General features: G+C 74.1%; 20 protein-coding genes. 11 read left to right on the top strand and 9 right to left on the bottom strand.

Annotated features, from left to right (window positions below):
- Window positions 1–13 precede the first annotated feature (13 nt).
- Window positions 14–1,807, bottom strand: coding sequence for a heparinase II/III domain-containing protein (locus AB1207_RS20195; RefSeq protein WP_367640272.1), 1,794 nt, complete (start codon window positions 1,805–1,807; stop codon window positions 14–16).
- Between the two features lie 41 nt (window positions 1,808–1,848).
- Here AB1207_RS20195 and AB1207_RS20190 point away from each other — a divergent pair, with 41 nt between their 5' ends.
- The 3 genes from AB1207_RS20190 (at window position 1,849) to AB1207_RS20180 (ending at window position 4,874) form a co-directional block, all read left to right on the top strand.
- Window positions 1,849–2,439 (top strand): TetR/AcrR family transcriptional regulator, encoded by a 591-nt coding sequence (locus AB1207_RS20190; RefSeq protein ID WP_367640271.1) that lies wholly within the window; start codon window positions 1,849–1,851, stop codon window positions 2,437–2,439.
- Between the two features lie 72 nt (window positions 2,440–2,511).
- Window positions 2,512–4,416 (top strand): primary-amine oxidase, encoded by a 1,905-nt coding sequence (locus AB1207_RS20185; protein WP_367640269.1) that lies wholly within the window; start codon window positions 2,512–2,514, stop codon window positions 4,414–4,416.
- Window positions 4,413–4,874: a hypothetical protein gene (locus AB1207_RS20180; protein WP_367640268.1), complete on the top strand. Its 462-nt coding sequence runs from the start codon at window positions 4,413–4,415 to the stop codon at window positions 4,872–4,874. Before AB1207_RS20185 ends, AB1207_RS20180 begins: the two co-directional genes overlap by 4 nt.
- Here AB1207_RS20180 and AB1207_RS20175 read toward each other — a convergent pair.
- Together AB1207_RS20175 and AB1207_RS20170 are read right to left on the bottom strand one after the other, a co-directional pair.
- Window positions 4,858–7,764: an aminotransferase gene (locus AB1207_RS20175; protein ID WP_367640266.1), complete on the bottom strand. Its 2,907-nt coding sequence runs from the start codon at window positions 7,762–7,764 to the stop codon at window positions 4,858–4,860. The genes AB1207_RS20180 and AB1207_RS20175 overlap by 17 nt on opposite strands.
- A 26-nt stretch (window positions 7,765–7,790) precedes the next feature.
- A complete protein-coding gene (locus AB1207_RS20170; RefSeq protein ID WP_367640265.1) occupies window positions 7,791–8,369 on the bottom strand; it encodes a TetR/AcrR family transcriptional regulator in 579 nt (192 codons plus the stop codon).
- A gap of 166 nt (window positions 8,370–8,535) precedes the next feature.
- Between AB1207_RS20170 and AB1207_RS20165 the strand changes: the two genes are divergently transcribed.
- From AB1207_RS20165 to AB1207_RS20135, 7 genes are all read left to right on the top strand, one after another.
- On the top strand, window positions 8,536–10,368 hold the full coding sequence (locus tag AB1207_RS20165; RefSeq protein ID WP_367640263.1) for an amidohydrolase: 1,833 nt from the start codon (window positions 8,536–8,538) through the stop codon (window positions 10,366–10,368).
- Between the two features lie 32 nt (window positions 10,369–10,400).
- The gene (locus AB1207_RS20160) at window positions 10,401–11,816 is read left to right on the top strand and encodes an APC family permease (RefSeq protein ID WP_367640261.1); all 1,416 of its coding nucleotides are present in this window, start codon (window positions 10,401–10,403) and stop codon (window positions 11,814–11,816) included.
- A complete protein-coding gene (locus AB1207_RS20155; RefSeq protein ID WP_367640260.1) occupies window positions 11,813–12,583 on the top strand; it encodes an SDR family NAD(P)-dependent oxidoreductase in 771 nt (256 codons plus the stop codon). Before AB1207_RS20160 ends, AB1207_RS20155 begins: the two co-directional genes overlap by 4 nt.
- A 25-nt stretch (window positions 12,584–12,608) precedes the next feature.
- Window positions 12,609–13,421: a MoaF C-terminal domain-containing protein gene (locus tag AB1207_RS20150; protein WP_367640259.1), complete on the top strand. Its 813-nt coding sequence runs from the start codon at window positions 12,609–12,611 to the stop codon at window positions 13,419–13,421.
- Window positions 13,418–14,137: an SDR family NAD(P)-dependent oxidoreductase gene (locus tag AB1207_RS20145; protein ID WP_367640257.1), complete on the top strand. Its 720-nt coding sequence runs from the start codon at window positions 13,418–13,420 to the stop codon at window positions 14,135–14,137. The genes AB1207_RS20150 and AB1207_RS20145 overlap by 4 nt, the downstream gene beginning before the upstream one ends.
- A 116-nt stretch (window positions 14,138–14,253) precedes the next feature.
- Entirely contained in the window at window positions 14,254–15,894 is a 1,641-nt protein-coding gene (argS, locus tag AB1207_RS20140; RefSeq protein WP_437178995.1) for an arginine--tRNA ligase, read from the top strand.
- Between the two features lie 75 nt (window positions 15,895–15,969).
- Window positions 15,970–16,269, top strand: coding sequence for a hypothetical protein (locus tag AB1207_RS20135; RefSeq protein ID WP_367640255.1), 300 nt, complete (start codon window positions 15,970–15,972; stop codon window positions 16,267–16,269).
- Between the two features lie 6 nt (window positions 16,270–16,275).
- On the opposite strand, the gene AB1207_RS20130 is transcribed toward AB1207_RS20135, so the two are convergent.
- Genes AB1207_RS20130 through AB1207_RS20120 form a run of 3 tightly spaced genes read right to left on the bottom strand, consistent with a single transcriptional unit; the run spans window position 16,276 to window position 18,397 of the window.
- Complete coding sequence (locus AB1207_RS20130) at window positions 16,276–16,494, bottom strand: helix-turn-helix transcriptional regulator (protein WP_367640254.1); 219 nt, start codon at window positions 16,492–16,494, stop codon at window positions 16,276–16,278.
- On the bottom strand, window positions 16,491–16,907 hold the full coding sequence (locus tag AB1207_RS20125; RefSeq protein WP_367640252.1) for a hypothetical protein: 417 nt from the start codon (window positions 16,905–16,907) through the stop codon (window positions 16,491–16,493). The genes AB1207_RS20130 and AB1207_RS20125 overlap by 4 nt, the downstream gene beginning before the upstream one ends.
- Window positions 16,904–18,397 carry a hypothetical protein gene (locus AB1207_RS20120; protein WP_367640251.1) on the bottom strand — a complete coding sequence of 498 codons (1,494 nt, stop codon included), beginning with the start codon at window positions 18,395–18,397 and terminating at the stop codon, window positions 16,904–16,906. Before AB1207_RS20120 ends, AB1207_RS20125 begins: the two co-directional genes overlap by 4 nt.
- 98 nt (window positions 18,398–18,495) lie before the next feature.
- Here AB1207_RS20120 and AB1207_RS20115 point away from each other — a divergent pair, with 98 nt between their 5' ends.
- Complete coding sequence (locus AB1207_RS20115; protein ID WP_367640250.1) at window positions 18,496–18,747, top strand: cold-shock protein; 252 nt, start codon at window positions 18,496–18,498, stop codon at window positions 18,745–18,747.
- A 4-nt stretch (window positions 18,748–18,751) separates the two neighbouring features.
- Here AB1207_RS20115 and AB1207_RS20110 read toward each other — a convergent pair whose 3' ends face one another.
- From AB1207_RS20110 to AB1207_RS20100, 3 genes are read right to left on the bottom strand one after another with little or no spacing between them, the layout of a single operon-like run.
- A complete protein-coding gene (locus tag AB1207_RS20110; RefSeq protein WP_367640249.1) occupies window positions 18,752–20,440 on the bottom strand; it encodes an amidohydrolase in 1,689 nt (562 codons plus the stop codon).
- Window positions 20,437–21,474, bottom strand: coding sequence for an ABC transporter permease (locus AB1207_RS20105; protein WP_367640248.1), 1,038 nt, complete (start codon window positions 21,472–21,474; stop codon window positions 20,437–20,439). Before AB1207_RS20105 ends, AB1207_RS20110 begins: the two co-directional genes overlap by 4 nt.
- On the bottom strand, window positions 21,471–22,973 hold the full coding sequence (locus AB1207_RS20100; protein WP_367640246.1) for a sugar ABC transporter ATP-binding protein: 1,503 nt from the start codon (window positions 22,971–22,973) through the stop codon (window positions 21,471–21,473). The genes AB1207_RS20105 and AB1207_RS20100 overlap by 4 nt, the downstream gene beginning before the upstream one ends.

Genomic DNA, 22,973 nt, shown 5'->3' with positions numbered 1-22,973 from the left:
CACGCCACCAGCATCAGCGCGTGCCGGACCCTCCGCATCCGGGAGTGGACCGCCTGCAGGTGACGTCCAGCGCACCGTCAGGCGCGGGTGGCAGTTCCAGTCGCAGCCGTGTCAGCCGCCCACCCCACACCCCGGTGAGCATCGGGTCGTCGAGTTCCCGCACCTCCAGACCGGCCCTGACCACCGACGACGGGTCCCAGGACAGCTCGAGCGCACCCACCCCGTCGAGCGCCTCGACGACCGCGCGCCCCGCCGCCAGCCCGACCTCACCGGCGAGGACGAGGTGCACGGCGGAGGCCGTTCCGGCGGCGGCGCCGCTCCACCGGTCGCTCAGCAGGACCTCGTCCCGGCGCCGGTCGAGCCGGACGGTGCGCCGCCACGACCGCACCCCGCTGCCCGGGTAGGCGTCCTGGAGGTCCATCGCGACCTCGTCGGCGTCCTCCGCGAGGCGGAGCGTGAACCCGCGCGCCGCGCTGCTGCGACCGGGCGCCTGGTCGACCCCGCCCAGCTGCGGCACGGAGTGCCAGGCGCTGCCCATCGTCCAGGTCCCGTACCGGTCCGGTCCGAACGTCGCGGCGGTGTAGATGGGCCGGCCGGGGTCGACCACCACGGGGACCCCGTGCAGGGCTACGACGAGCGACCCGACGTCGCAGTGGTTGTGGTGCTCGTCGTCGTGACCGCCCTTCACCGCGACGCCCAGGGAGTTCGACCGGGCGACGAGGACCTCCAGCGACGACAGCAGCGACCGCTGCGGCAGCGGGGGAGCGACGGCCCGTTCCCGTTCCACCCACCACCCGTCGTCGGCCAGTTCGCGCACGACCCGCCCGAGCCCCACGCGGACGTCGACCCGGGGGCGCCCGGCCCGTTCCTGTTCCGCGGCGAGGAACGCCGCGTGCGCCTGCGCCTCGACGTCGCCCACCGCGCGGGCCGCCGCGTGCAGGGCGTGCCAGGGCAGGTCGTCGGCGGCGCGGCCCCGGGAGTCGGCGAAGGAGGCGTGCCACGTCCCGCCGAGGTGCAGGGCGGAGGGGAAACCCGTCGTCGCCCGCAACCGTGGCTCCGTCGTCCAGTCCCGGACGAGGTCGAGCGCCTCGATCGCGCGGCACGCGCCGTTGAACCAGTAGTCGAACCCCTCGTCGGTGGCACCGTCCGCCGGGAGGGCCGCGACGTAGCGGTCGATGCCCTCGAGGGCGAGCGCGACCAGCTCGGCCCGCTCGTCCCCCTCCGTCAGGGCGAGGGCGGCGGTGAGGACGTTGCCGTGGATCCAGGGGTTCCAGTTGTGGACGTCACCGTCGAGTCCGAGCCAGTGCCAGTCCCGCCGCTGCCGGAACGGGTCCAGGACGCGCACCCGCACCTCGAGCCGCAACCGGGCGCGCAGTCCGGGCCAGCGCTCGTCGAGGCGGTCGCCGAGGAGGTGGTCGGTCCAGGCCAGTTGGCCGGCGACCTCCCCGGCGCCGAGGTCGAGGACGGGGCGCGCGGGGTCGGGCACGAGCGTGTCGTCGTGGGCGGGCCAGCACCAGCTCGACTGCTCGCAGCGCAGCAGGACCGCGTCCGCGACGACGTCGAGCAGGGCCGGGTCGTCCGGGTCGGCGAGGGCGGCCAGCACGGCCCGGGACGTGCGGTGGGTGAGGGCGGCGACGAGCGCCTCGTGCCCGGTGCGGTCACCGTCGCGGCGCACCCGCGCCCACGTGCTCGCGGTGGTCTGCGGCCACGGGAGGTCCCTGTCCGCCCGGGCCGCCGCGAGCACGGCGTCCACCTCGCTCGCGGGGACGCGGCCGGGGGGCAGGGCAGCGCCGGACCGGGGAAGCACGCGTCCACCCTGGCAGACCCGCTGCTAGCGTTCCCGGCGTCATGCCCCGTCTCGTCGACCACACCGCGCGCCGCCGCGAGATCATCCACGTGACCTGGCGCCTCGTGGCCCGGCACGGGCTGGACTCGGTGACGATGCGGGACATCGCCGCGGAGGCCGGGTACGCCAACGGTGCGCTGAACCGGTACTTCGCCGGCAAGGACGAACTGCTGCAGGCATCGTTCGAGTACGTGTTCGCCCAGACGAACGACCGGGTGGCGGCGGCGATCGGTGATCGGCGCGGGCTGGACGCGCTGCGGGCGTTCTGCCTCGAGGTGCTTCCGCTGGACGAGACGCGGGTGCTGGAGGCGCGCATCGTCGTCTCGTTCTGGGGGCGGACCGTCGCCGACGACCGTTTCGCGGGCGTCAACGCCGTGGCGCTGCGGGAGTGGCGGACGCAGGTCGTGGGCTGGTTGCAGGAGGCGCGTCGCGCGGGGGACGTCCCCCCGACGGTCGACGCGGACCTGGCCGCGGCCCACCTGCTGGCCTTCCTCATGGGGGCCCAGACGTTCGTCGTCGCCGAGGAACCCCTGCTGACGCCGCACCAGCAGCGCGCCGCGCTCGACGCCCACCTCGCCCAGATCTCCCGCTGACCGGGTCTTCCCAGGACGGCTCCCTCCGTCCTACTCTTTTCGTCTCCCGCCGGAGACTCACAGAGGAGCCCCATGACCACCGGCCACCCGTTGTCCTCGTTGACCGCCGACGAGATCGCCGCCGTCCGTGAGGTGCTGGACGCCAAGGGGCTCGTCCGCGAGTCCACCCGCTTCGCCTACGTGGGGCTCGACGAACCGACGAAGGCGGAACTCGCCGCCGCGACGCCACCGCGCCGGGCCCGCGCCCTGCTGCACGACGTGCGCGTCGTCGCCGCCCGCGACGTCCTCGTCGACCTGACGGCGCGGACGGTCCTGCGCTCGAGCGACCTGGACGCCGCCGTCGACGGGCAGCTGCCCGTGCTCGACGAGGAGTTCGAGCTCGTCGAGCAGTTGCTCGCCACGGACGGCCGGTGGCTCGCCGCGCTGGCCGCCCGCGACCTCGACGTCGCCACCGTGCGCGTCGCCCCGCTGTCGGCCGGCGTCTTCGAGTACCCCGAGGAGGTCGGCCGCCGCATCCTGCGCGGTCTCGCCTTCGTCCAGGAGCACCCCGCCGACCTCGCCTGGGCGCACCCGGTGGACGGGCTCGTCGGGTACGTCGACGTCATCGCCCGCGAGGTGACCCAGGTCCTCGACCTCGGCGCCGTGCCCGTGCCGTCGGTGTCGGGGAACTTCGACGACCCCGCCGTGCGCGGCGAGCACCGCACGACGCAGAAGCCGATCTCGATCACCCAGCCCGAGGGCCCCAGCTTCACCCTCGACGGCGACCTGCTGCAGTGGGAGAACTTCTCCGTCCGGGTGGGGTTCGACGCCCGGGAAGGTCTGGTGCTGCACCAGGTCTCGTTCCACGACCGGGACCAGGGCCGCGACCGCCCGATCGTCCACCGCGCCTCGATCGCCGAGATGGTCGTGCCGTACGCCGACCCCTCCCCGGTCCGCTCGTGGCAGAACTACTTCGACACGGGGGAGTACCTCGTCGGCCGGTACGCCAACGCCCTTGAGCTGGGCTGCGACTGCGTCGGCGAGATCACCTACCTCGACGCGACCATCGCGGACGAGCGCGGGAACCCACGGGTCCTGCCGAACGCCGTCTGCATCCACGAGGAGGACACCGGGATCCTCTTCAAGCACACCGACCTGTGGGCGGGCAGCAGCACCGTGCGGCGCCAGCGCCGGCTCGTCGTGTCGTTCTTCACGACCATCGGGAACTACGATTACGGGTTCTACTGGTACCTCTACCTCGACGGGACCATCGAGTTCGAGGCCAAGGCCACGGGGGTCGTCTTCACCTCCGCCTACCCCGGGGAGGGGTACCCCTACTCGTCGGAGATCGCGCCGGGTCTGGGCGCCCCCTACCACCAGCACCTGTTCAGCGCCCGCCTCGACATGGCCGTGGACGGGTACGAGAACTCGGTCGAGGAGGTGCAGGTCGAGCGCGTCCCGGTCGGGCCGGAGAACCCGCGCGGCAACGCGTTCACGACGTCGGTCACGCCGCTGCGGACCGAACTGGCCGCCCGCCGCCAGGCCGACCCCGCCCGCGCGCGGGTGTGGCACGTGTCGAACCCGGGACGCCTCAACGCGCTCGGCCGGCCCGTGGCGTACGCGCTGTTCCCCGAGGGACAGCCGACGCTGCTGGCGGCGGACGACTCCTCCATCCAGCGGCGCGCGGGGTTCGCGACGGACCACCTGTGGGTGACGGCCTTCGACCCGGACCAGCGCTACTCGGCCGGCGACTTCGTCAACCAGCACCACGGCGGAGCGGGTCTGCCCACCTACGTCGCGGGGGACCGCAACCTCGAGGCCACCGACCTCGTCGTGTGGCACACGTTCGGGCTGACGCACGTCCCGCGGCCGGAGGACTGGCCGATCATGCCCGTCGACCACACGGGGTTCGTCCTCAAACCCGTCGGGTTCTTCGACCGCAACCCCACCCTCGACGTGCCGCCCTCGGCGGGCGCCCACTGCCACCGGGAGGGGTGACGCACCTCCACCTCGCCGCAGGGCTGGTCGGGGTCGCCGCGGCGCTCGCCGGTTTCCGGACCTCCCGCGCGGCGGCGGCCGTCATGACCGCGGCGATGGCCCAGTGCCTGCTGGCCGCGTGCGGTCTGGCGGTGCCGTTCCTGCTCACCCCGGTCCTCACGCTGGCCGGCTGGGGCGCCGCCTGGGCCGCGGCGGCGGCCGCCCGTCGCAGCGGCGTCCCCAGCCCGGTGCCGGTCGACCTGATGGCCACGGTCGCGCTGCTGTGGTGGCTGCCCGCGTCCTCCCACGCGCCGTCCCTCGGCGGGGCCCACCTGCACGCGACCGCCGGGGTGACCGGCCTGCCGGCCGTCCTCGTGGCGGCCGGGTGGCTGGTGGCCGCCGCCCGCCGTCCCCGGGTCTGCGGCCTGGGGATGGCGGGCAGCATGCTCGTGACGGCCCTGCTCACCAGCCTTCGGTGAGCACCCGGTCCAGGGCGTCGGCGAAGTAGTCCACCGACTCCCGGGCGACGCACAGCGGCGGTTTCACCTTCAGGACGTTGAGGTGGTCGCCCGTGGGCTGCATGACGACGCCGAGGTCCAGCAACCGGTCGCAGATCGCCGCTGTCTCGGCCGTGGCCGGCTCCAGGGTGGTGCGGTCCCGGACGAACTCGACGCCGAGGTAGAGGCCGTCGCCGTGGACCGTGCCGAGGAGCTCGTGCCGGGTCCCGAGCTCCCGCAGCCGTTCCCTCAGGTGGGTCCCGACCGTCGCGGCGTTCTCCTGCAACCGTTCCTCGCGGATGACGTCCAGCACGGTCGCGCCCACCACGCTGGACACCGGGCTGCCGCCGGTGGAGGAGAAGAAGTAGCCCTGCGTCCGGTACCGGTCGGCGACCTCGCGGCGCGTGACGACCGCACCGACGGGGGTGCCGTTGCCGACCGACTTCGCGACGGCCACGACGTCCGGCACGACCCCCTGCTGCTCGAAACCCCAGAACCAGTGCCCGAGGCGGCCGTAGCCGACCTGCACCTCGTCGGCCACGGTCAGCCCGCCCGCCTCCCGCACCGCGGCGTAGACGGCCTCGAGGTAGCCCGGCGGCAGGGCGACGCCGCCCGCGTTGCCGAAGTACGTCTCGGCGACGAAGCCCGCCAGGTCGACCCGCCCGGCGAGCTCGCGGATCGTCGCGACCGCCTCGGGGGCGTAGCGGTGGGCCTCCTGCCCCCGGTACGTCCCGCGGTAGGAGTTCGCGGCGTCGACGGTGTGGACCCAGTCGGGCCGGGTGGCGAGGGCGTTCGGGTTGTCGGCCACCGACGTCGAGACGGCGTCGCTGGCGAACGTCCACCCGTGGTACGCCTCCCGCATCGCCACGACGTGGCGCCGTCCCGTGGAGGCCATCACGATCCGCAGCGCCAGGTCGACGGCCTCGGAGCCGGAGTTCACGAGGAACACCGTGTCCAGCTCGTCGGGCAGCGTCGCGGCGATCTTCTCGGCGAACTCGGCGACGGCCGCGTAGTGGAAGCGGGAGTTCGTGTTGAGCAACCGCAGCTGCCGGCCCGCGGCCTCGGCGACGCGCGGGTGCGCGTGCCCCACGGAGGTGACGTTGTTGACCATGTCGAGGTACACGCGGCCGTCCACGTCGGCGAGGTGCTCGCGCCAGCCGCGTTCGATCTGCGGCGGCTGCGCGTAGTAGTGCTCCTGCACCTCGGCGAGGACCTGTTCGCGGCGGCGCAGCACCTCGTGCGCGCCGACGGGCACCACCGGGTCGAGCCCGAGCAGCGGGGCCGGATCGGCGACCTGCGCCAGCCAGCCCGGAGCCTGCGCCGCCCGCACGCGCGCCGGGACGTCGAGGTCCCCGGTGCCGCGCAGGACCTGCACGAGCACGGGGGTTCCCGCGGGCAGCCGTCCGAACTCGGCCCCCGCGGCCACGGGGCCGGCGAGCGCCTCCGCCCCGCGCACCCGCAGCACCGCCTCGTCCCCGAGGAGTTCCACGACGGGACCCGAGACCCGCACGTCTCCCGGGAACGGCGCGAGCAGGGGCTGGGCGCGGGCGAGCCACAGCGTGCTGCCGGTGGGGACGGAGGCGGGCGGTTCCGGGCTCAACGTCGGCGCACCCGTCAGCACGGGAACCGCGTGGGCCAGCACGACGACGTCCGACCCGGCGGCCAGCAGGCGCGCGGCCCCGCGGTCGAGCGTGCCCGGGTCCTGCCACGCCCCGAGGTCGTTGAGCTCGGAGCGGGTGCCCGCGTCGAGGACGTCCACGGCCAGACCCGCGGGCAGGAGCCGACCGCCGGCGGCGGGTTCCCGTAGCGTCGACCGCCCGAGCGCGTCCCGCAGCAGCGCCGTGACGACGGGGAGCGGAACCTCCGTCGCCTTCTCGAAGATGCGCCACTCGCGGTCCAGGCCGTCCTGGGCGTAGGCGTTGCCGGGGTCCAGGACGGCCTGGTCGCGGCCGGAGACCACGAGGACGGCCCCGCGCAGCACGACGAGCGGCCACAAGGCCTCCACCTCGTCGTCGGTGAGGTGGCGCTCGGCGTCGAAGGCGCGGACCGCGGGCAGCACGCTCTCCACCTCCGCGCCGGCGTGGTGCAGGACCGAGGAGATCGTCACCGCGAGCTCGGCGACGCGGTAGGAACGCAGGACGTCGCCGAAGTCGACGACGCCGTCGGGCAGCACCCCTCCCGGGGGCACCACGACGTTGTCGTCGGTGAGGTCGAAGTGGCCGAGCTGGCGGGGCAGCCGGTCGGCGAGCGGTTCGAGGGCGGCGAGCGCGGTCGCGGACTCGGCGAGGACCCGTTCCCGGACGGCAGCGTCGGGGTCCTGCGGGGCCAGGAGCTCCACGACCCGCCGGGCGTGCTGCAGGTCCCACTGCAGGACCCGTTCCTGCGCAGGGTCTTCCACGCTCTCCAGCGTGCGGCTGACCGCGGCGGCCAGGACGCCGAGGCGCTCGACGACGGCGGGGGACAGGTGACGTGAGCCGTTGAGGGTGCGGCCGTGGACGACGGTCAGGAGCCGGGCGTGCAGCCGGCCGTGGGAGGTGTCGAACCAGCCGCGCAGGGGTTCGCCGTCGCGGCGCACGACGCGCGCCACCCTCAGGTCCGGCCGTCCCGCGGCCACGAGGTCGGCGGCCCGGTCGAGCAGGTCGATCTCGGCTTCCCCGAAGGCGGGGTTGCTGATCTTGAGGACCCCCACGGCCTCGCCGTCGGCGTCGTGGGCCATGAAGTTCTGGTCCTGCTGGCTGCCCAGGGAACGCAGCGTCACGTGCAACCCCCACTCCTGCGCCACGATCTCCCGCAGTTCGTCGGCGGGGACGTCGGGTGCGGGCAGCGCGGGCTGGGAGAAGAAGTCGAAGAGCGGCGCGTCGGCGGCGGTCACGCGGCGATCTTAGACTGAAAAGTCAGTCAGGATCCAGGGGTGCGGAGCAACCGGATCGCGACGTCCCGCAGGGCCCTCACGGCGTCGGCCGTCGTCAGCTCCCCCGTGAGCCACCGGCTGTCCAGGCCCTCCATGAACACCGCCACCTGAAGGGCCACCCCGTCCGCGTCGACGTCGGCCGCCACGTTCCCCGCCGCCTGCGCCTCCCGGACCGCGGCCGCGATGTCGTCGGTCCAGGCCCGGCTGGCCGCGGCCATGGCCTCCCGCAGCGCGGGTTCGTGCACCGCGCTGGCGCGCAGCTCGTTCCACGCCCGGGAGTGGTCGACGACCTCCGGGTCGTCGACGAACTCGGCCGTGAACTGCTCGAGCAGCCGCTCGACCGTCCTCGCCGGCTCCGCGCCCGGCCGCCGGCGGAACGCCAGCGCCTGCCGCGTCACGTGGTCCAAGGCCGCCGTGACGAGGGTGTCCCGGTCGGTGAAGTGGTAGTAGATGAGGCTCGTCGCGACGCCCACGCGGGCGGCGACGTCGCTCACGCGCAACCCCCGCACGCCGACGTCGGCGATCGCCTGGGCGCTCGCGTGCAGGATCTCCTCGCGCCGGGACACGCGGTCAACCTACCGAGCACCCCCAGCTGAGGGGCGGGTGGCGCATCCGTACGGCTACGGATCCCCCCGACCTCTGCCGGTGCTGGAATCCAGCACCGGCAGGCCCGTCGTCGAAGGAGATCCCGCGGCCGTCGCGCCCCACCCCTCTCATCCCTCCGGAGCGAACGTGGAACCCCTCGACACCACCGCGCCTCCCCGCCGACAGGTCATCCTCGGGGCCGCCGCCGCCGTGACCCTCGCCGCCGCCGACATCGATCCGGACGGCCACCCGCGTCCCGCCGACCTCGTGCTGCGGGGCGGGCAGGTCCTCACCCTCGACGGGGCCGGACCCGAGACCGCCACCGCGCTCGCCGTCCGGGACGGGGCCGTCGTCCACGTCGGGGACGACGAGAGCGTCGTGGCCTGGACCGGGCCCTGCACGCACGTCGTCGACCTCGCCGGCCGCACTGCGCTGCCCGGGATCAACGACTCCCACCTGCACCTCCTGCGCACCGGGCTGGCGATGCCGCCGCGCACCATCGACGTCGGCGCGGCCGTGGGCGGGACCGTCCCGGCGGCCGTCGCCGCCGTCGCCGCCGCCGTGGCCACCGCCCCCCGCGGTGGGTGGATCCGCGGCAAGGGCTGGAACGAGGACCTGCTGGGCCGGGCCCCGACGGCGGCCGACCTCGACGCCGTCTCGCCGGACAACCCCGTCGTCCTGCTCGACTGGTCGAACCACCAGCTGTGGGTGAACTCCGCGGCCCTGGTCCTGGCGGGCGTCGACGCCTCGACCCCCGTCCCGGCGGGTGGCGAGGTCGTCCTGGACTCCTCCGGCCGGCCGACGGGGGTCCTGCGGGAGACCGCGATGGCGCTCGTCACCGCGACGGTGCCCCCGTTCACCCGGGACGAGCAGCGGCAGGCCATCGAGGACGCCGCGGCCGCGGTCGTCGCCGTCGGCATCACGAGCGTCACCGAACCCGGGATCGGCACCGTCGCCCGCGAGCTCTACGAGGAACTGGCCCGCGCCGGAACCCTGCCGCTGCGCGTCACCGCCCTGCTCAGCCGGCCCGACGACACCTACCCCGTCGACGTGGACGGTGTGCTGGACGTGCTGCAGGGGAACGTCCCCGCCCGCGACGTCGACCCGCGGCGCTTCGCCGTGCGGGGGGTCAAGCTCCGCGCCGACGGGGTGCCGATCGCCAGCCGCACCGCCTGGATGCACGAGGAGTACGTCGGGGGCGGCCGGGGGAGCCTGGTGACGACCGGCGCCGACGACGCGGCGAAGGTGGCGCACCTGGCGCAGATGGTCCGCACCGTGCACGAGACCGGCTACCAGATCGGGGTGCACGCGACCGGCGACGCGGCGATCGACGCCGTGGTCGCCGCGTTCACGGCGGGTGGCCGGACGAACCCCGCCCGGCACTACGTCGTCCACGGCGACTTCACCTCCCCGGCGACGCTCGCCGTCATGGCCGAGCACGGCATCGGCGTGAACTTCAACCCTGCGATCCGGGCGCTCATCGCCGACAGCCAGCCGGCCGTCGTCGGCGAGGCCCGGGCCGCCCAGCAGGTCCCCTTCGCCTCGGCGCTCGAGGCGCAGGTGCCGACGGCGGCGTCGTCGGACTCGCCCAACGTGTCCTACGACTGGCGCGCGGGCGTCGTCTCGGCCGTCCTGCGCGAGGGCGGGTCGGGCGCCGTGTCCGGCCCCGAGCAACGGGTCGGTCTGCTCGACGCCCTGCGGGCCTTCACGACGGCCGGCGCCTGGCAGGACCACGCGGAGCAGTGGAAGGGGCGGCTGGCACCGGGTTTCGCCGCCGACGTCTGCGTCCTGTCCGAACGCCTCCTCGACGACGAGGGCCGCCCGGCCTTCCCCCTCGAGCAGTTCCCGCAGGTCGGTGTCGACCTCGTCGTCGTGGGCGGCGTCGTCGTCCACGATGCGGCCGACGTCGCGCACCGGGCCGCGCCCGCCGGGTCCTGGCAGCAGCACCCCCATCCCGGGTCCGTGTGCGCCTCGTGCTGAACCCCCCACCCCCTCACCCCGACAGGACGACCATGAGCCAGGAAACCCTCGCCTTCACCGGACTGCGCCGCGGCCGGCTGGGGGTCCTCGGCGTCACCTTCTTCGTGGTGGCCGCCGTCGCCCCGATGGCCGCCATCGTGGGCGGTTCTCCCGTCGTCTTCGCGAGCGTCGGTCCGGGGACCCCCGCGGTGTTCCTCATGGCCGGTGCCCTCTTCCTCGTCTTCAGCGTCGGGTACGTCACGATGAGCCGGCACCTCACGAACGCCGGCGGTTTCGTCGCGTACGTCGCCCGCGGGCTGGGAACCCGCGCGGGCGCGGCCGTCGCCGGGATCACCGTCCTGTGCTACGTCGCGCTGCAGTGCGGGTTGTGGAGCCAGTACGGGGTGTTCGCCGCGCAACTGGTCGAGAACCGGCTCGGCGTCGCCGTGCCCCGCGAGGTCCTGCTGCTGGTCTCGCTCGTCCTGGTGACGGCGCTCACGGCCCGCGGGGTGGACCTCTCCTTGAAGGTGCTGGGCGTCCTGCTCGTGCTGGAGGTCCTGACGTTCGTCGTGCTGGACGTCGTCGTCCTCGCCCAGGGCGGCGGACCCGACGGGTTCTCGCTGCAGGGTTTCTCCCCGTCCTCCTGGGCCGTACCCGGGCTGGGCGTGGCGTTCCTGTTCTGCGTCTCCTGCTTCACCGGGTTCGAGGCGACCGTCGTGTTCTCGGAGGAGGCGCGCGAACCGCGCCGGACCATCCCGCGTGCGGCCTACCTGGCCATCGGGTTCATCGGCGTCTTCTACGCCTTCACGACGTGGTGCCTGGGCGGGGCCGCGGGGTTCGGCGTCGTCGAGCAGGAGGCGGGCGACAAGCTCGCCGCCGGGACCTTCGTCCCCGACCTCGCCGCCCGGTACGTCGGGACGGGGTTCGCGACCGTGATGGACGTGCTGGTCGTCACGAGCTTCTTCGCCATGCTCATCGGGTTCCACAACCTCTTCACGCGGTACGTGTTCGCGCTCGGCCGCGCGGGGGCCCTGCCGTCCGTCCTCGGGCGGACCAGCGCCGGGACCCGCTCGCCCGTGGCCGCGGCGCTCGCCATCGGCGTCGCCGAGTTCGCCGTCCTCGGGGGTTTCGAGCTGTTTCGGGCCGACCCCATCGCGGTCACCTACTTCTGGCTCCTGGCCCTCGGGACGGCCTCGCTCGTCGTCGTCCTCCTGCTGACCTGCGTGGCGATGCTGCGGTTCCTGCCCCGGGCCGGCGGAGGGGAGGGGGTGTGGCGGACGACCGTCACCCCGGCCGTGGCGCTCGTGGGTTTCGTCGTCGTCCTGTACCTGGCGATCGCGAACTACTCCACGCTGGGCGGCAGCGGGGCCGGCGTCTGGTTGCTGCTCGGCATCCCGCTCATGGCCGTCCTCGGCTGGGTCCTCGCCGGCTCCCGGCGCGACGTCGACTTCACCACGGAACTGTCGTGAGCGTCGTCGTCGTCACCGGGGGCGGGACGGGGATCGGCGCCGCCGTGGCTCGCACCCTCGCCGCGCGGGGGGACCAGGTCGTCGTCTGCGGGCGGCGCCGCGGACCCCTCGACGCCGTCGCGGCGGACACCGGCGCCACCGTCGTCGTGGGTGACACCGCCACGGACGAGGGGGTGGCCCACGTCGTCGCGCAGACCCTGGACCGGCACGGCCGCCTCGACGGTCTGGTCCTCAACGCCGGTGTCGCCCGCACCGGGACCCTCACCACCATGGCCCGGGCGGACTGGGACGAGACGTTGCGCATCAACCTGACCGGTCCCTACCTCCTCGTCCGCCAGGCCCTGCCCCACCTGCTGTCCTCGCGGGGCGCGGTCGTCGCCGTGGGGTCGGTGGCGGGGCTGCGCGCCTCGGCCGACTACCTCGCCTACGGCGCCTCCAAGGCCGCGCTCCACATGCTCGTCCAGAACCTCGCCGTCGACCTGGGTCCGCAGGGGGTGCGTGTGAACTGCGTCGCCCCCGGCTGGGTCCGCACCGAGATGGGCGACGAGGAGATGGCCGAGTTCGGCGGACCCCTCGGTCTCGACGTGGGGCAGGCCTACGCCCGCGTCACCGCCGCCGTCCCGCAACGCCGTCCCGCGGACGCCGCGGAGGTGGCCGCCGTCGTGGCCTGGCTGCTCTCGGGTGAGGCGTCCTACGTCCACGGCGCCGTGCTCCCGGTCGACGGCGGCACCGTCGTCGTCGACCCGGGCGCCTTCGCCTTCCTCTGACCGCTCGCAAACCCCAGGAGACCGGATGTCCGTCGTGAACACCCCCACCGACTACCTGACCGCCTCGGAGTGGCCCACCCTCAACGCCCTGGACGGGCACGGGTTCGGCGACTACGACCTGCCCGACACCGACGCCCTGGCGGGCACCCGCCTCACGGTGACCCTCGACGACGGCGCGCAGGTGTCGGTGGAGATCGGCGCCGACGGCGAGGCCACGGTGCTCGACGAGCGCCCCGGCAGCGACCTGGTGGCCCACACGGGCCCGGTGTCGGTGAAGCTCGTCGACGACGACCTGCACCTCGTCCACACCGCCTCCCCGGGGCCCGACGGGATCGCGCACGTCGTCGTGGTCGACGGACGCACGGGTGCCGCCACCGTCGTCCGCAGCCACGTCGCCCCTCCCGGCCCCGTCGGAACCGTCCGCGTCGTCGAGGAGGTCCGCACGGGCACGACGACGGGTGGAGCCGCCCGGCACGAGCGCACCGACGCGCTCGTCGGCCGACGCGTCCTCTACGTCTACGGACCGGACAACGCCTACGAGCACCTCTACCTCACCGACAGCGCGTACACCTGGCACTGCCTCGCCGGGGCGGAGAAGGGCCTCGCCGACACCGACCGCGGGCGGGTCTGGCGGTTGCGGGAGAACGTGTTCCTCTTCGCCTGGCAGGAGAAGGTCGTCCCCTGCGACGGCATCGTCGCGATCAACTTCGACCGCGGCCGTTCCACCGGCCGGATCTGGGGCCTGGACACCGAGGAGGGCACGACGAACTCCATCGCGATGGGCGCCCGGGAGTCCGAACTGTCCCGCACCGTGCCCGACCCGTCGGCGTGGGCGTGACGCTCGACCTGGGCCTCGCCGGTCGCCGCGTGGTGGTGACCGGCGGGGCGTCGGGCATCGGCGCCGCCGTCGTGGGGGTGTTGCGCGACGCGGGGGCGCGGGTGACCGCGATCGACCTGCGCGGGGCGGACGTGGACGCCGACGTGACCCGGGAGGAGCAGGTCGCGTCGGCGTTCGCCCGGGTGTCGGCCGAGTTCGGCGCAGCGGTGGACGGGCTCGTCTGCTGCGCCGGGATCTCCGGGCCCGTCGGCACCCCCGCGGTGGAGGTGTCCGCCACCGACTTCGCGCGGGTGCAGGACGTCAACGTCCTCGGCGCCTTCCTGTCCGTGCGGGGTGCCGCGCCGCTCCTGCGGGCCGGCGCGGACCCGTCGGTGGTCCTCCTGGCGTCGGACTCCTCGTTCACCAGCGCGCCGGGGATGGCGCCCTACTGCACGTCCAAGGGGGCGCTGCTGGCCCTCGGCCGCAGCCTGGCCGTGGACCTGCGCCCGGAAGGGGTGCGGGTGAACTGCCTGTGCCCCAGCGTCGTGGACACGCCGATGTCGCGCACGGACCTGGAACTCCCGCAGGGTTTCTCCGGCAGTTCCTACCCGGTGCAGACCCCCGAGCAGGTGGCCGGGCTCGTCGCTCTGCTCCTGTCTCCGCTCACGGCCGCCGTGAACGGCACGCACCTCCTCGCCGACTTCGGGATGTCCGCGGCCTCCCCGTTCCCGGCCTGACGTGCAACACTGGACCCATGTCCTCGACCCGGGTGCTGCGACGACGACGCCGACGCGTCTCCTGACCCACCCCTCGTCCGAGGGGTGACGCCGCCGTCGCACCCCGAGGAGCTGCAGTGCCCACGATCGAGAACACCCTCACGTCCCGGCTCTCCGCCGCCGCCCTGACCGCCTTCGGTCTGGGCGCCGACCCCGAACTCCGGACAGCCACCCGGCCCGAGTTCGGCCACTTCCAGACCAACCTCCCGTTGCGTCTGGCCAAGCCGCTGGGCGAACCACCCCGGGCGCTCGGGGAGCGGTTGGTGGACGCGCTGGACGTCGCCGACCTGTGCCTGCCGCCCGTCCTGGCCGGTGCGGGTTTCGTCAACCTGACCCTGCGGCCGGAGACCCTGGCCCGGACCGTCACCGGGTACGCCGCGCACGCACACCTCGGGGTCGACAGACCTTCTGTCCCGCAACGGATCGTCGTCGACTACTCCTCGCCCAACGTGGCCAAGCAGATGCACGTCGGGCACCTGCGGTCGACCGTCATCGGGGACGCCCTCGTCCGCGTCCTGGAGTTTGCAGGTCACGAGGTGCTGCGGCGCAACCACGTCGGCGACTGGGGGACGCCGTTCGGCATGCTCCTGGAACACCTGGACGAGATCGGGTTCCCCGCCGAACCCGACCTCGCCGCCCTCGACGAGGCGTACCGGGCCGCGCGGCGGAGGTTCGACGAGGAGGCGGGTTTCGCGGACCGTGCGCGGCGGCGGGTCGTGGACCTGCAGGGCGGTGACGCCGCGACGAGGGTGCTGTGGGAGCGGGTCGTCACCGTGTCGGCCGAGGCGTTCTCCGCGACCTACGGCCGGCTGGGGGTCCGGTTGCAGCCGGCTGACGTGGTGGGGGAGAGCCACTACCAGGACCGGTTGCAGCGGACGGTGGACGACCTCGACGGGCTCGGTCTGCTGCGGGTGTCCGAGGGCGCGCTGTGCGCGTTCCCGCCCGGTCTGCCTCCGATGGTCCTGCGCAAGTCCGACGGGGGTTTCGGCTACGACGCGACGGACGTGACCGCGCTGCGGCACCGGGTGGCCGTGGACGGTGCGGACCGCCTCGTCTACGTCGTCGACGCCCGGCAGAGCCTCCACTTCGACCAGGTCTTCGCCCTGGCGCGGGCGGCCGGCTGGCTGCCGGACGCCGTGCAGGCCGAGCACGTCGCGTTCGGGACGGTCCTGGGCGCCGACGGGCGTCCCTTCAAGACGCGGGACGGGGGAACCGTCCCCCTCGGGGTGCTGCTCGACGAGGCCGAGCAGCGGGCCGGGTCGCGGGACGTGGGCATCGGGGCGGTGAAGTACGCCGACCTGTCCTCCGGCCTCGGTCGGGACTACGTGTTCGACCTCGGGCGGATGGTGGGGACGGACGGCGACACCGGGCCGTACCTGCAGTACGCCCACGCCCGGCTCGCGACCCTGCTGGCCCGGGCCGGCGGCGTGCCGGGGCCGGTCACGGTCCTGGAGCACCCGGCGGAACTGCGGGTGGCGTTCGTGCTGACGCGGTTCCCGGGTGTGGTGCTGGAGGTGGCCCGCACGCTGGAACCGCACCGGTTGTGCGGGTACCTGCACGACCTCGCCGTCGCGGTGTCGGGTTTCTACGAGGCGTGCCCCGTCCTGCGGGCGGAGGAACCGTCGCGGTCCAGCCGGCTCGCGTTGTGCGCGGCCGCCCGGCGGACGCTGGCCACCGGTCTGGACCTGCTCGGGATCGCGGCGCCGGACGCGATGTAGGCGGAGCGGTGCACGACTCGTGCAGGTCCCGTCTCGCCGGTGTCCGAGACCGGCTGGCGGGAGCAGAGTCGATGCATGGGGAGGACTCAGCGGGTTCTGGGGACGGTGGCCTTCGTCGTGCTCACGGCGGGGTGCGGCGACGCGGGTGACGTGTCGTTCGAGAACAACTCGTCGACGGCCGTCCGCGTCGTCTGGGGTGGCGATGACTCGACGGTCGATGCCGGTGGGGGAATGGTCGTGCTGGGGTCCGGGTGCCTCGAGGGGGGCGTGGACGTCGTCTACCCGGACGGACGCACGGTCGCGCTGGAGGAACCCGTGTGCCCGGACCGGGTCGTCGAGATCGACGACAGCGGGGTGGAACGACGTCGTCCCTGACGAGAATCAGCGCGAGCTGTGGGGCGCGGGTTCCTCGTCGGGTTCGAAGATCTGCTCAAGGGGTTCACCGAGCAGACGGCTCAGGCGGAACGCCAACGGCAGGCTGGGGTCGTACCGGCCCGTCTCCAGGGCGTTGACGGTCTGACGGGAGACGTCGAGGAGGTCGGCCAGAGCGGCCTGGGTCCACCCGCGCGCGGCGCGCAGTTCCCGGATGCGGTTCTTCACCGGCGGGCCGTGACGGCCGCCGCCACGGCCCAGGACAGCATCCCGGCTCCGACGACGAACCAGGGAGCCGGCGTCAGGTGCAGCCCGGCCAGGGCCAGCATGCCGACGACGACGCACCCGACCATCGCGACGGCGAAACCGACTGCCAGGGCGCGGACCTGCAGGAGCTGCGCGTACTCGTCCGAGCGGCGCAGCCCGCGGACGACGGCGCGGACGACGGCCAGGACAGGGACGACGGGCAGGAGGGCCCACGCGAACCGCCAGGGGCTGTCACCGTCGAGGCCGCCCCACCGGACGACGGCCACGATGCACACGACGTAGCCGGCCGTGGCCGGCGTGAAGTCCAGGAGGTAGGCGCGTGCCCTGGCGCGGTCACCCCTGCTCGGACCGGCAGTGTCAAGCTTGCTTGTCATGGTGTGAGCATGGTCCTGTGGTCGGCGTATGTCAAGCACGCTTTCCATCGGCGGTGCACGTCAGAACGGGGGCGGGTCGTCCGGTACGGGTGGGCGGACCTGGCGGCGCCGGAGTTCTTGGAACACGTACTGGGTCTTGAACCGGTGGTGGCTGCGGCAGACGGCCCGCAGGTTGCCTGCGGTGGTGGGGCCTTGCGGGAAGGGGACGATGTGGTCGAGGTCGCAGTCGACTGCCGGGACCGGGCAGCCGGGGCGGTGCAGGTCTCGTCCCGCGCGGTGACGTAGCGGCGCAGCGCGGCGCCGGGGCGGTAGGTGTCGGCGGCGACGTCCAGGACGTGGCGGGTGCCGGGGGCGAGGGTGAGGGCCCGCCACTGCGCCCCGGCGGCGCCGGCCAGGTCGCGGGCGACGGCGGCGGGGACCGGTCCGACGCCGTCGACCCAGGCGGGGTCGTCGTCGGCGCGCAGGAGGGTGGAGGCGTCGATGCGGACGTGGACCTGGACGGAGGAGGCGGGGCGGTGGGTCCGGCCCTGCCGCGCCGGGGTGGGACCGTCGGTGGTGGCTTCAGCCGCGGCCGGGTCGGAGTGGGCGGGGACGTGGCGGTCCATCGCATCGCGCAGCAGGTCGGTCACGACGTCGCACTGTCGTTGCCCGTGGGTGCGGGGGTCGGTGACGCCGCGGGCGGTGGCGTCGTCGGCGCTGGCGTCGGCGGTGGCGGCGACGTGCGCTTGGAAGCGCAGGGCGTCGGCCAGGGGCATGAGGAAGGTGACGTGGGCGTAGCGCTGACCGCTGAGGTCCCCACCGCGGTCGCCGAAGGTGTCGTCGTGGGCGGTGACGTGCAGGCCCGCGGCCGGGCGCGGCTGGGTGACCTCGACGGCGCGGTAGCCGGGGGTGAGGCCGGTGATGACCTGGTCGAGGCGGTAGGTCAGGCGGCGGCCGGTGTGGCCGTGTTCGGCGTGGGCGACGGCGGCGGTCAGGTACTGCTGCAGGGCGCGGGTGTGCGCGTCGCCGCTCAGGAGGGGTTCGCCTTCGTCGGCGCTCAGGGAGGTGCTGCCGTCGGCGTGGGTGGTTTCGCTCAGGACGGCGACGCGGCCGGCGAGGCGGCGGGCGCGGGCCTCGATGGTGCGGGCTTGGTGGCGGGTGATGCGGGCTTCGGCGACGGCGGTCCACAGGGTGTGGTGGTCGCTGCCTTGGTGGTAGGCGGTGTGGATGATGCCGGCGGCGGCGTCGTAGGGCATGCGTTCGTGGCGGGCGAACTCCTCGGTGACCAGGTCCAGGGCGGCGTGGAGGCGGTCGGCGCCGCGGCCGGTGACGGTGAGGCCGCGTTCGTCCAGGACGGCCAGGTCGGGGTGCTCGGAGTCCAGGACCTGGTGGACGGCGGCGGCGACGCCGAGCAGGAACGCGGCGTGGGCGGTGTCCACCGCGCGGCGCAGGCGGGACGGCGCGGCGAAGGTGACCCCGTCGGGGGCTTCGTCGAGGAACGTCGCGGCCATGCCTCACCCTACCGCACAGGATGCGTTCGAGCAAGCTGAACACGTTGTGCCGCAACGGCTATGCTGAGTCACCTAGCTGGTGCGAGTACGCTGCGGACATGGTGAAGGGAACGGTCAAGTGGTTCCGGGCGGAGAAGGGGACCGGCGCGATCAGGAGCGCGAACCTGCCGCCTGGTCGTGACGCCTGGGTGCACTTCAGCTGCATCGAGGGCTCCGGCTACCGCGACCTCCAGGTCGGCGAGGAGGTCGAGTTCGAGTTCGAGGCGGCGCAGCAAGACAGCTTCGACTTCCGCGCGACCAGGGTCCGCCGCCTGCGGGAAGACGACGGACCCGGGCGCCCGGTGGCCTGACGCGTCAGCCCACCTCCTGAGGAACCCGCTCGCCCACCTCCTCGTGGGCCAGTTCCCCGCGGAACCACGTCTGCAGCACCACGGTCCGGTGGATCTCCTCGACCGGGACCTCGAACAGGTTCCGGTCGAGCACGGCGAGGTCCGCCGAGAACCCCGGCCGCAACCGACCCGCCTCCTCGCCGAGCCCGGCGGCCTCGGCGGGGGCGGAGGTGAACGCCGTGAGGGCGGTGGCCACGTCGACGGCCTGGCCGGGGTTCAGGGTCCCGGGGACCGCGGGGTCGACGTTCCGGCGCGTCACGAGGGTCTGCAACCCCGTCCACGGGTCGGGCGTCGGCAGCACGCACGGCCAGTCCGAACCCGCCGCGACGACGGCGCCGGACTCCACGAGGTCGCGGACGGGCCAGCTCGCAGCGAGGAGTTCCTCGGTGATCTCCCCGGCCACGGCGTCCTGCACGACGCCCGGGTACCAGATGTACGGCGACGCGTCGGCGACGACGCCGAGCGCTGCGAACCGGGGGAGGTCGGCGGGGTCGACGTACTCGGTGTGCGCGATCTGGAAGCGGGGGCCGGGACCGCGTTCGGCCCGCACGGTCTCGACCGCGTCGAGGACGGCCCGCACGGAGGCGTCACCGGTCGCGTGGAACTTCGCGCCGATCCCCAGGTCGTAGCAGTGCGCGACCTGCTCGACGAGCTCGTCCTGCTGCCAGTACAGCTCGCCGTACTCGGGTTCGTCGTGGTGGTGGTGGCAGCGGTAGGGCGCGAGCAGTGCCGTCGTGCGGGTCATGGGGACGCCGTCGAGCACGACCTTCACGAAGTCGGGCCGGACGAGTTCGCTGCGGTGCCGGCGCAGTTCCGCGACGAGTTCGTCGCCGACGACGCTGGCCTCCAAGAAGGGGCGGACGGGGGCCGACGTCACGACGCGCAGGGTCAGCCTTCCCTCGTCCTCCAGCGTCCTCAGGGCTTCGACGGGCGCGGGCGTGGTGGCCGCGTCCTGCACGCTCGTGATCCCGAAGGAGTTCGCGACGCGGACGGCCTCCTCCAGCGATCCCAGCGTGCGGGCGGCGGGGTCGGGCACGGCCCGCGCGAAGGCCTCCTCGGCCAGAGCGGAGGCCATCTCCTCCAGCACTCCGCTCAGGGAGCCGTCGGGGGTCCGGCCGAGGTGGCCACCCTCGGGGTCGGCGCTCGTCCGGTCCAGGCCCATCGCCTGCAGCGCAGCGGTGCTGACCCAGCGGTTGTGCATCGAGACGTCGCGCAGGAGGACGGGCCGGCCGCCGGCGGCCTCGTCGAGGCGCGCGACGACGGACGCGTCCGCGTCCGCGGCCGCCAGGACCCCGCTGTTGACGATGCCCCCGACGACCCAGGCGTCCTGCGGGAGGTCCCGAGCCCAGTCCCGCACCGCGGCGAGCACGCCGTCGAGGTCGGCGTCGGGGGAGACGGGCAGTTCCCACCGCGACTGCGACCCGCCGAGGTTGAGGTGGATGTGACCGTCGACCAGACCGGGGACGCCGAACCGGCCGCCGCGGTCGACGACCCGCGTGGCCGGGCCGGCGGTGCCCCCGAGGTCGGCGTCGTCGCCGACGGCGGTGATCCGCCCGCCGGTCGCGGCGAGCGCCTGGGCCCAGGGCCGGTCGGGGTCCTGCGTCCAGATCCGGCCGCCGAGGAACAGCGTGTCGGGGTGGGCCGTGCCGGTCATGCGGGACCTCCGGAACTCGTGCGGGCGGCTCGGGCCTCGAGCCGTTGTCGGACGACGTGCGTGCCCTTGGCGATGGCGATGGCGGCGACGAGGGCCACACCGCTGGCGACGCTCTGCCAGAACGTCGTGACCCCGAGCAGGGTCAACCCGTTGCGCAGCATGCCGAGGAACAGGACCCCGAGGGCGACGCCGAACATCCCGCCCTCCCCGCCCGTCAGGGCGACGCCGCCGAGCAGGACGGCCGTGAGGACCTGCAGCTCGAAACCCAGTCCGAGCTGCCCGGCCGGGGCGCTGTTCAGCCGGGCCACCGTGACGACCCCCGCGAACGCCGCGGCCGCCCCGCTCAGGACGAACACGACGAGCGGGACCTGGCGCACGCGCACCCCGGACAGGAACGCGGCCTCGCGGTTCACGCCGATGGCGTACACGTGCCGGCCGACGGGGGTCGTCGTCAGCACCAGGCCCGCGACGACGAGGGCGGCGAGCGCCAGCCACACCGCGAGCGGGACCCCCGCGACCGTGCCGACGCCGAGGAACCCGAACGTGTCGCCGAAGGTGTTGACCGGCAACGGGCTGACGAGTTGCGCCACGCCGCGGACCGCCGTCAGCGAGCCGAGGGTCACGATGAACGAGGACAAACCGAACCACGTGCTCAGCACGCCGTTCACCAGACCGACGAACGCACCGACGGCGACGGCGAGGACCACGGCGACGACCGGGTTCCCCTGGCCGCCGGCCATGACCTTGCCGGCCACGACTCCACCGAGGGCGAGGGTGGAACCGACGCTGAGGTCGATGTAGCCGCAGATCACCAGCACCGCACCGGGGACCGCGACCACGGCGATCACCGCGGCGTCGAGGAGGACACCGCGCAGGTTCCCCCAGTCCAGCGCCGTGCCCGTGCTCACCTGCAGCGCGGCGACCATGACGACGAGCAGGACGAGGAGGGGGTTGCGGGTCAGCCCGGCCCGCAGGCGGGCGCCCAGGGAGACCTCCTGCACCGGGGGCACCGGGCGGGTGAGGGTGGTGCTCATGCGGAGTTCCTCTCCTGGTGGGCGGGGGAGTCGTGCAGCCGGACGACGAGGTCGCGGGCTTGCAGGTCGCGGACGTCCAGTTCCTCCACGACGCGGCCGTCGCGGACGACGAGGCACCGGTGCGCGAGCGCGAGGACCTCGTCGGCCTCGTTCGTCGCGAACAGGACGGCCGCGCCGCGGGCGGCGAGACCGTGGACGACGTCGTAGATCTCGGCGCGGGCGCCGACGTCGACCCCCTGGGTGGGTTCGTCGAGCAGCAGCACGCGCAACCGCTCGCCCTCCTGCAGCGAACGGCTGATGAGGACCTTCTGCTGGTTCCCGCCGGAGAAGCTGTCCACGGGCAGGTCGGGGGCGAGCGGGCGCAGGGCGACGTGCCGGGCGACCTCGCCGAACGCGCGGCGTTCGCCGCGCCGGGAACGCCAGGGCCCCCGGCCGAGACGGCCCAGGACACCGAACACGCTGTTGTCCAGCGCCGAGAGCCGCCCGAACAACCCCTGCGTCCGGCGGTCTCCGGGCACGAGGCAGATCCCGGCGCGCAACGACGTCGCCGGGCTGCCGACGTCGACGCGCCGTCCGTCGACCTCGGTCTCCTGCGTCCCGCCCCGGTACAGCGTCTCCAGGATCCGCGTCCGGCCGGACCCGACGAGGCCGAACAGGGCGACGACCTCGCCGGCGCGCAGGGTCAGGTCGACGGGGCCCATGCCCCGGCCCTGCAGACCACGCGTCCGCAGGACCACGGGCGGGTCCGCCGGGGGAGCGGGCGGTGCCGGCGGACGACTCGCGCCGCGTCCGCTGATCGAGGCGGCGAGGTCTGCCGTCGTGAGTCCGGCGAGGTCGGCCTCGAACACCTGGCGCCCGTCGCGCAGGGTGCTCACGCGGTCGGCGAGGCGGGTCACCTCGGCGAGGAGGTGCGTGACGTAGAGGATCGCGAGGCCCCGGTCCCGCAACCGTTCGACGAGTTCCACGAGGCGGGCGGCCTCGTCCCCGGCCAGGGAGGCGGTCGGCTCGTCCAGGACGAGGAGCTTGGCGTTGCGCTGCAGCGCCTTGGCCACCTCGACGAGCTGCCGCTGTCCGATCGGCAGGTCCCGCACCAGGGTCCGCGGGGAGATCGTGGACCCGAGTTCGGCGAGCGTCGCCGCGGCGACCTCGCGCTGGTGCCGGGCGTGCACGAGGACCCCGCCGGAGCGGACCTCCTGCCCGAGGAACAGGTTGTCGGCCACGGACAGGTTCCCCACGAGCGAGAGGTGCTGGTAGATCACCGCCACCCCGGAGGCGATGGCGCGGCGGGGGGTGAGGTCCACGAGGGGTTCCCCGTCGAGTTCCATCGTCCCGGCCGTGGGGGCGGTGGCCCCGCCGAGGCACTTGATGAGCGTCGACTTCCCGGCCCCGTTGTGGCCGAGCAGCCCGTGGACGGTTCCGGACGCGATCGTGAGGTCCACGCCGTCGAGGGCGATCGTGGCGCCGTACCTCTTGGTGAGGCCCTGCAGGACGAGTCCCAC

The organism is Kineococcus endophyticus, assembly GCF_040796495.1.
Classification (GTDB): domain Bacteria; phylum Actinomycetota; class Actinomycetes; order Actinomycetales; family Kineococcaceae; genus Kineococcus; species Kineococcus endophyticus.
Note: the sequence above shows the minus strand (reverse complement) of the source record. Positions and strands in the feature narration are given on the sequence as shown.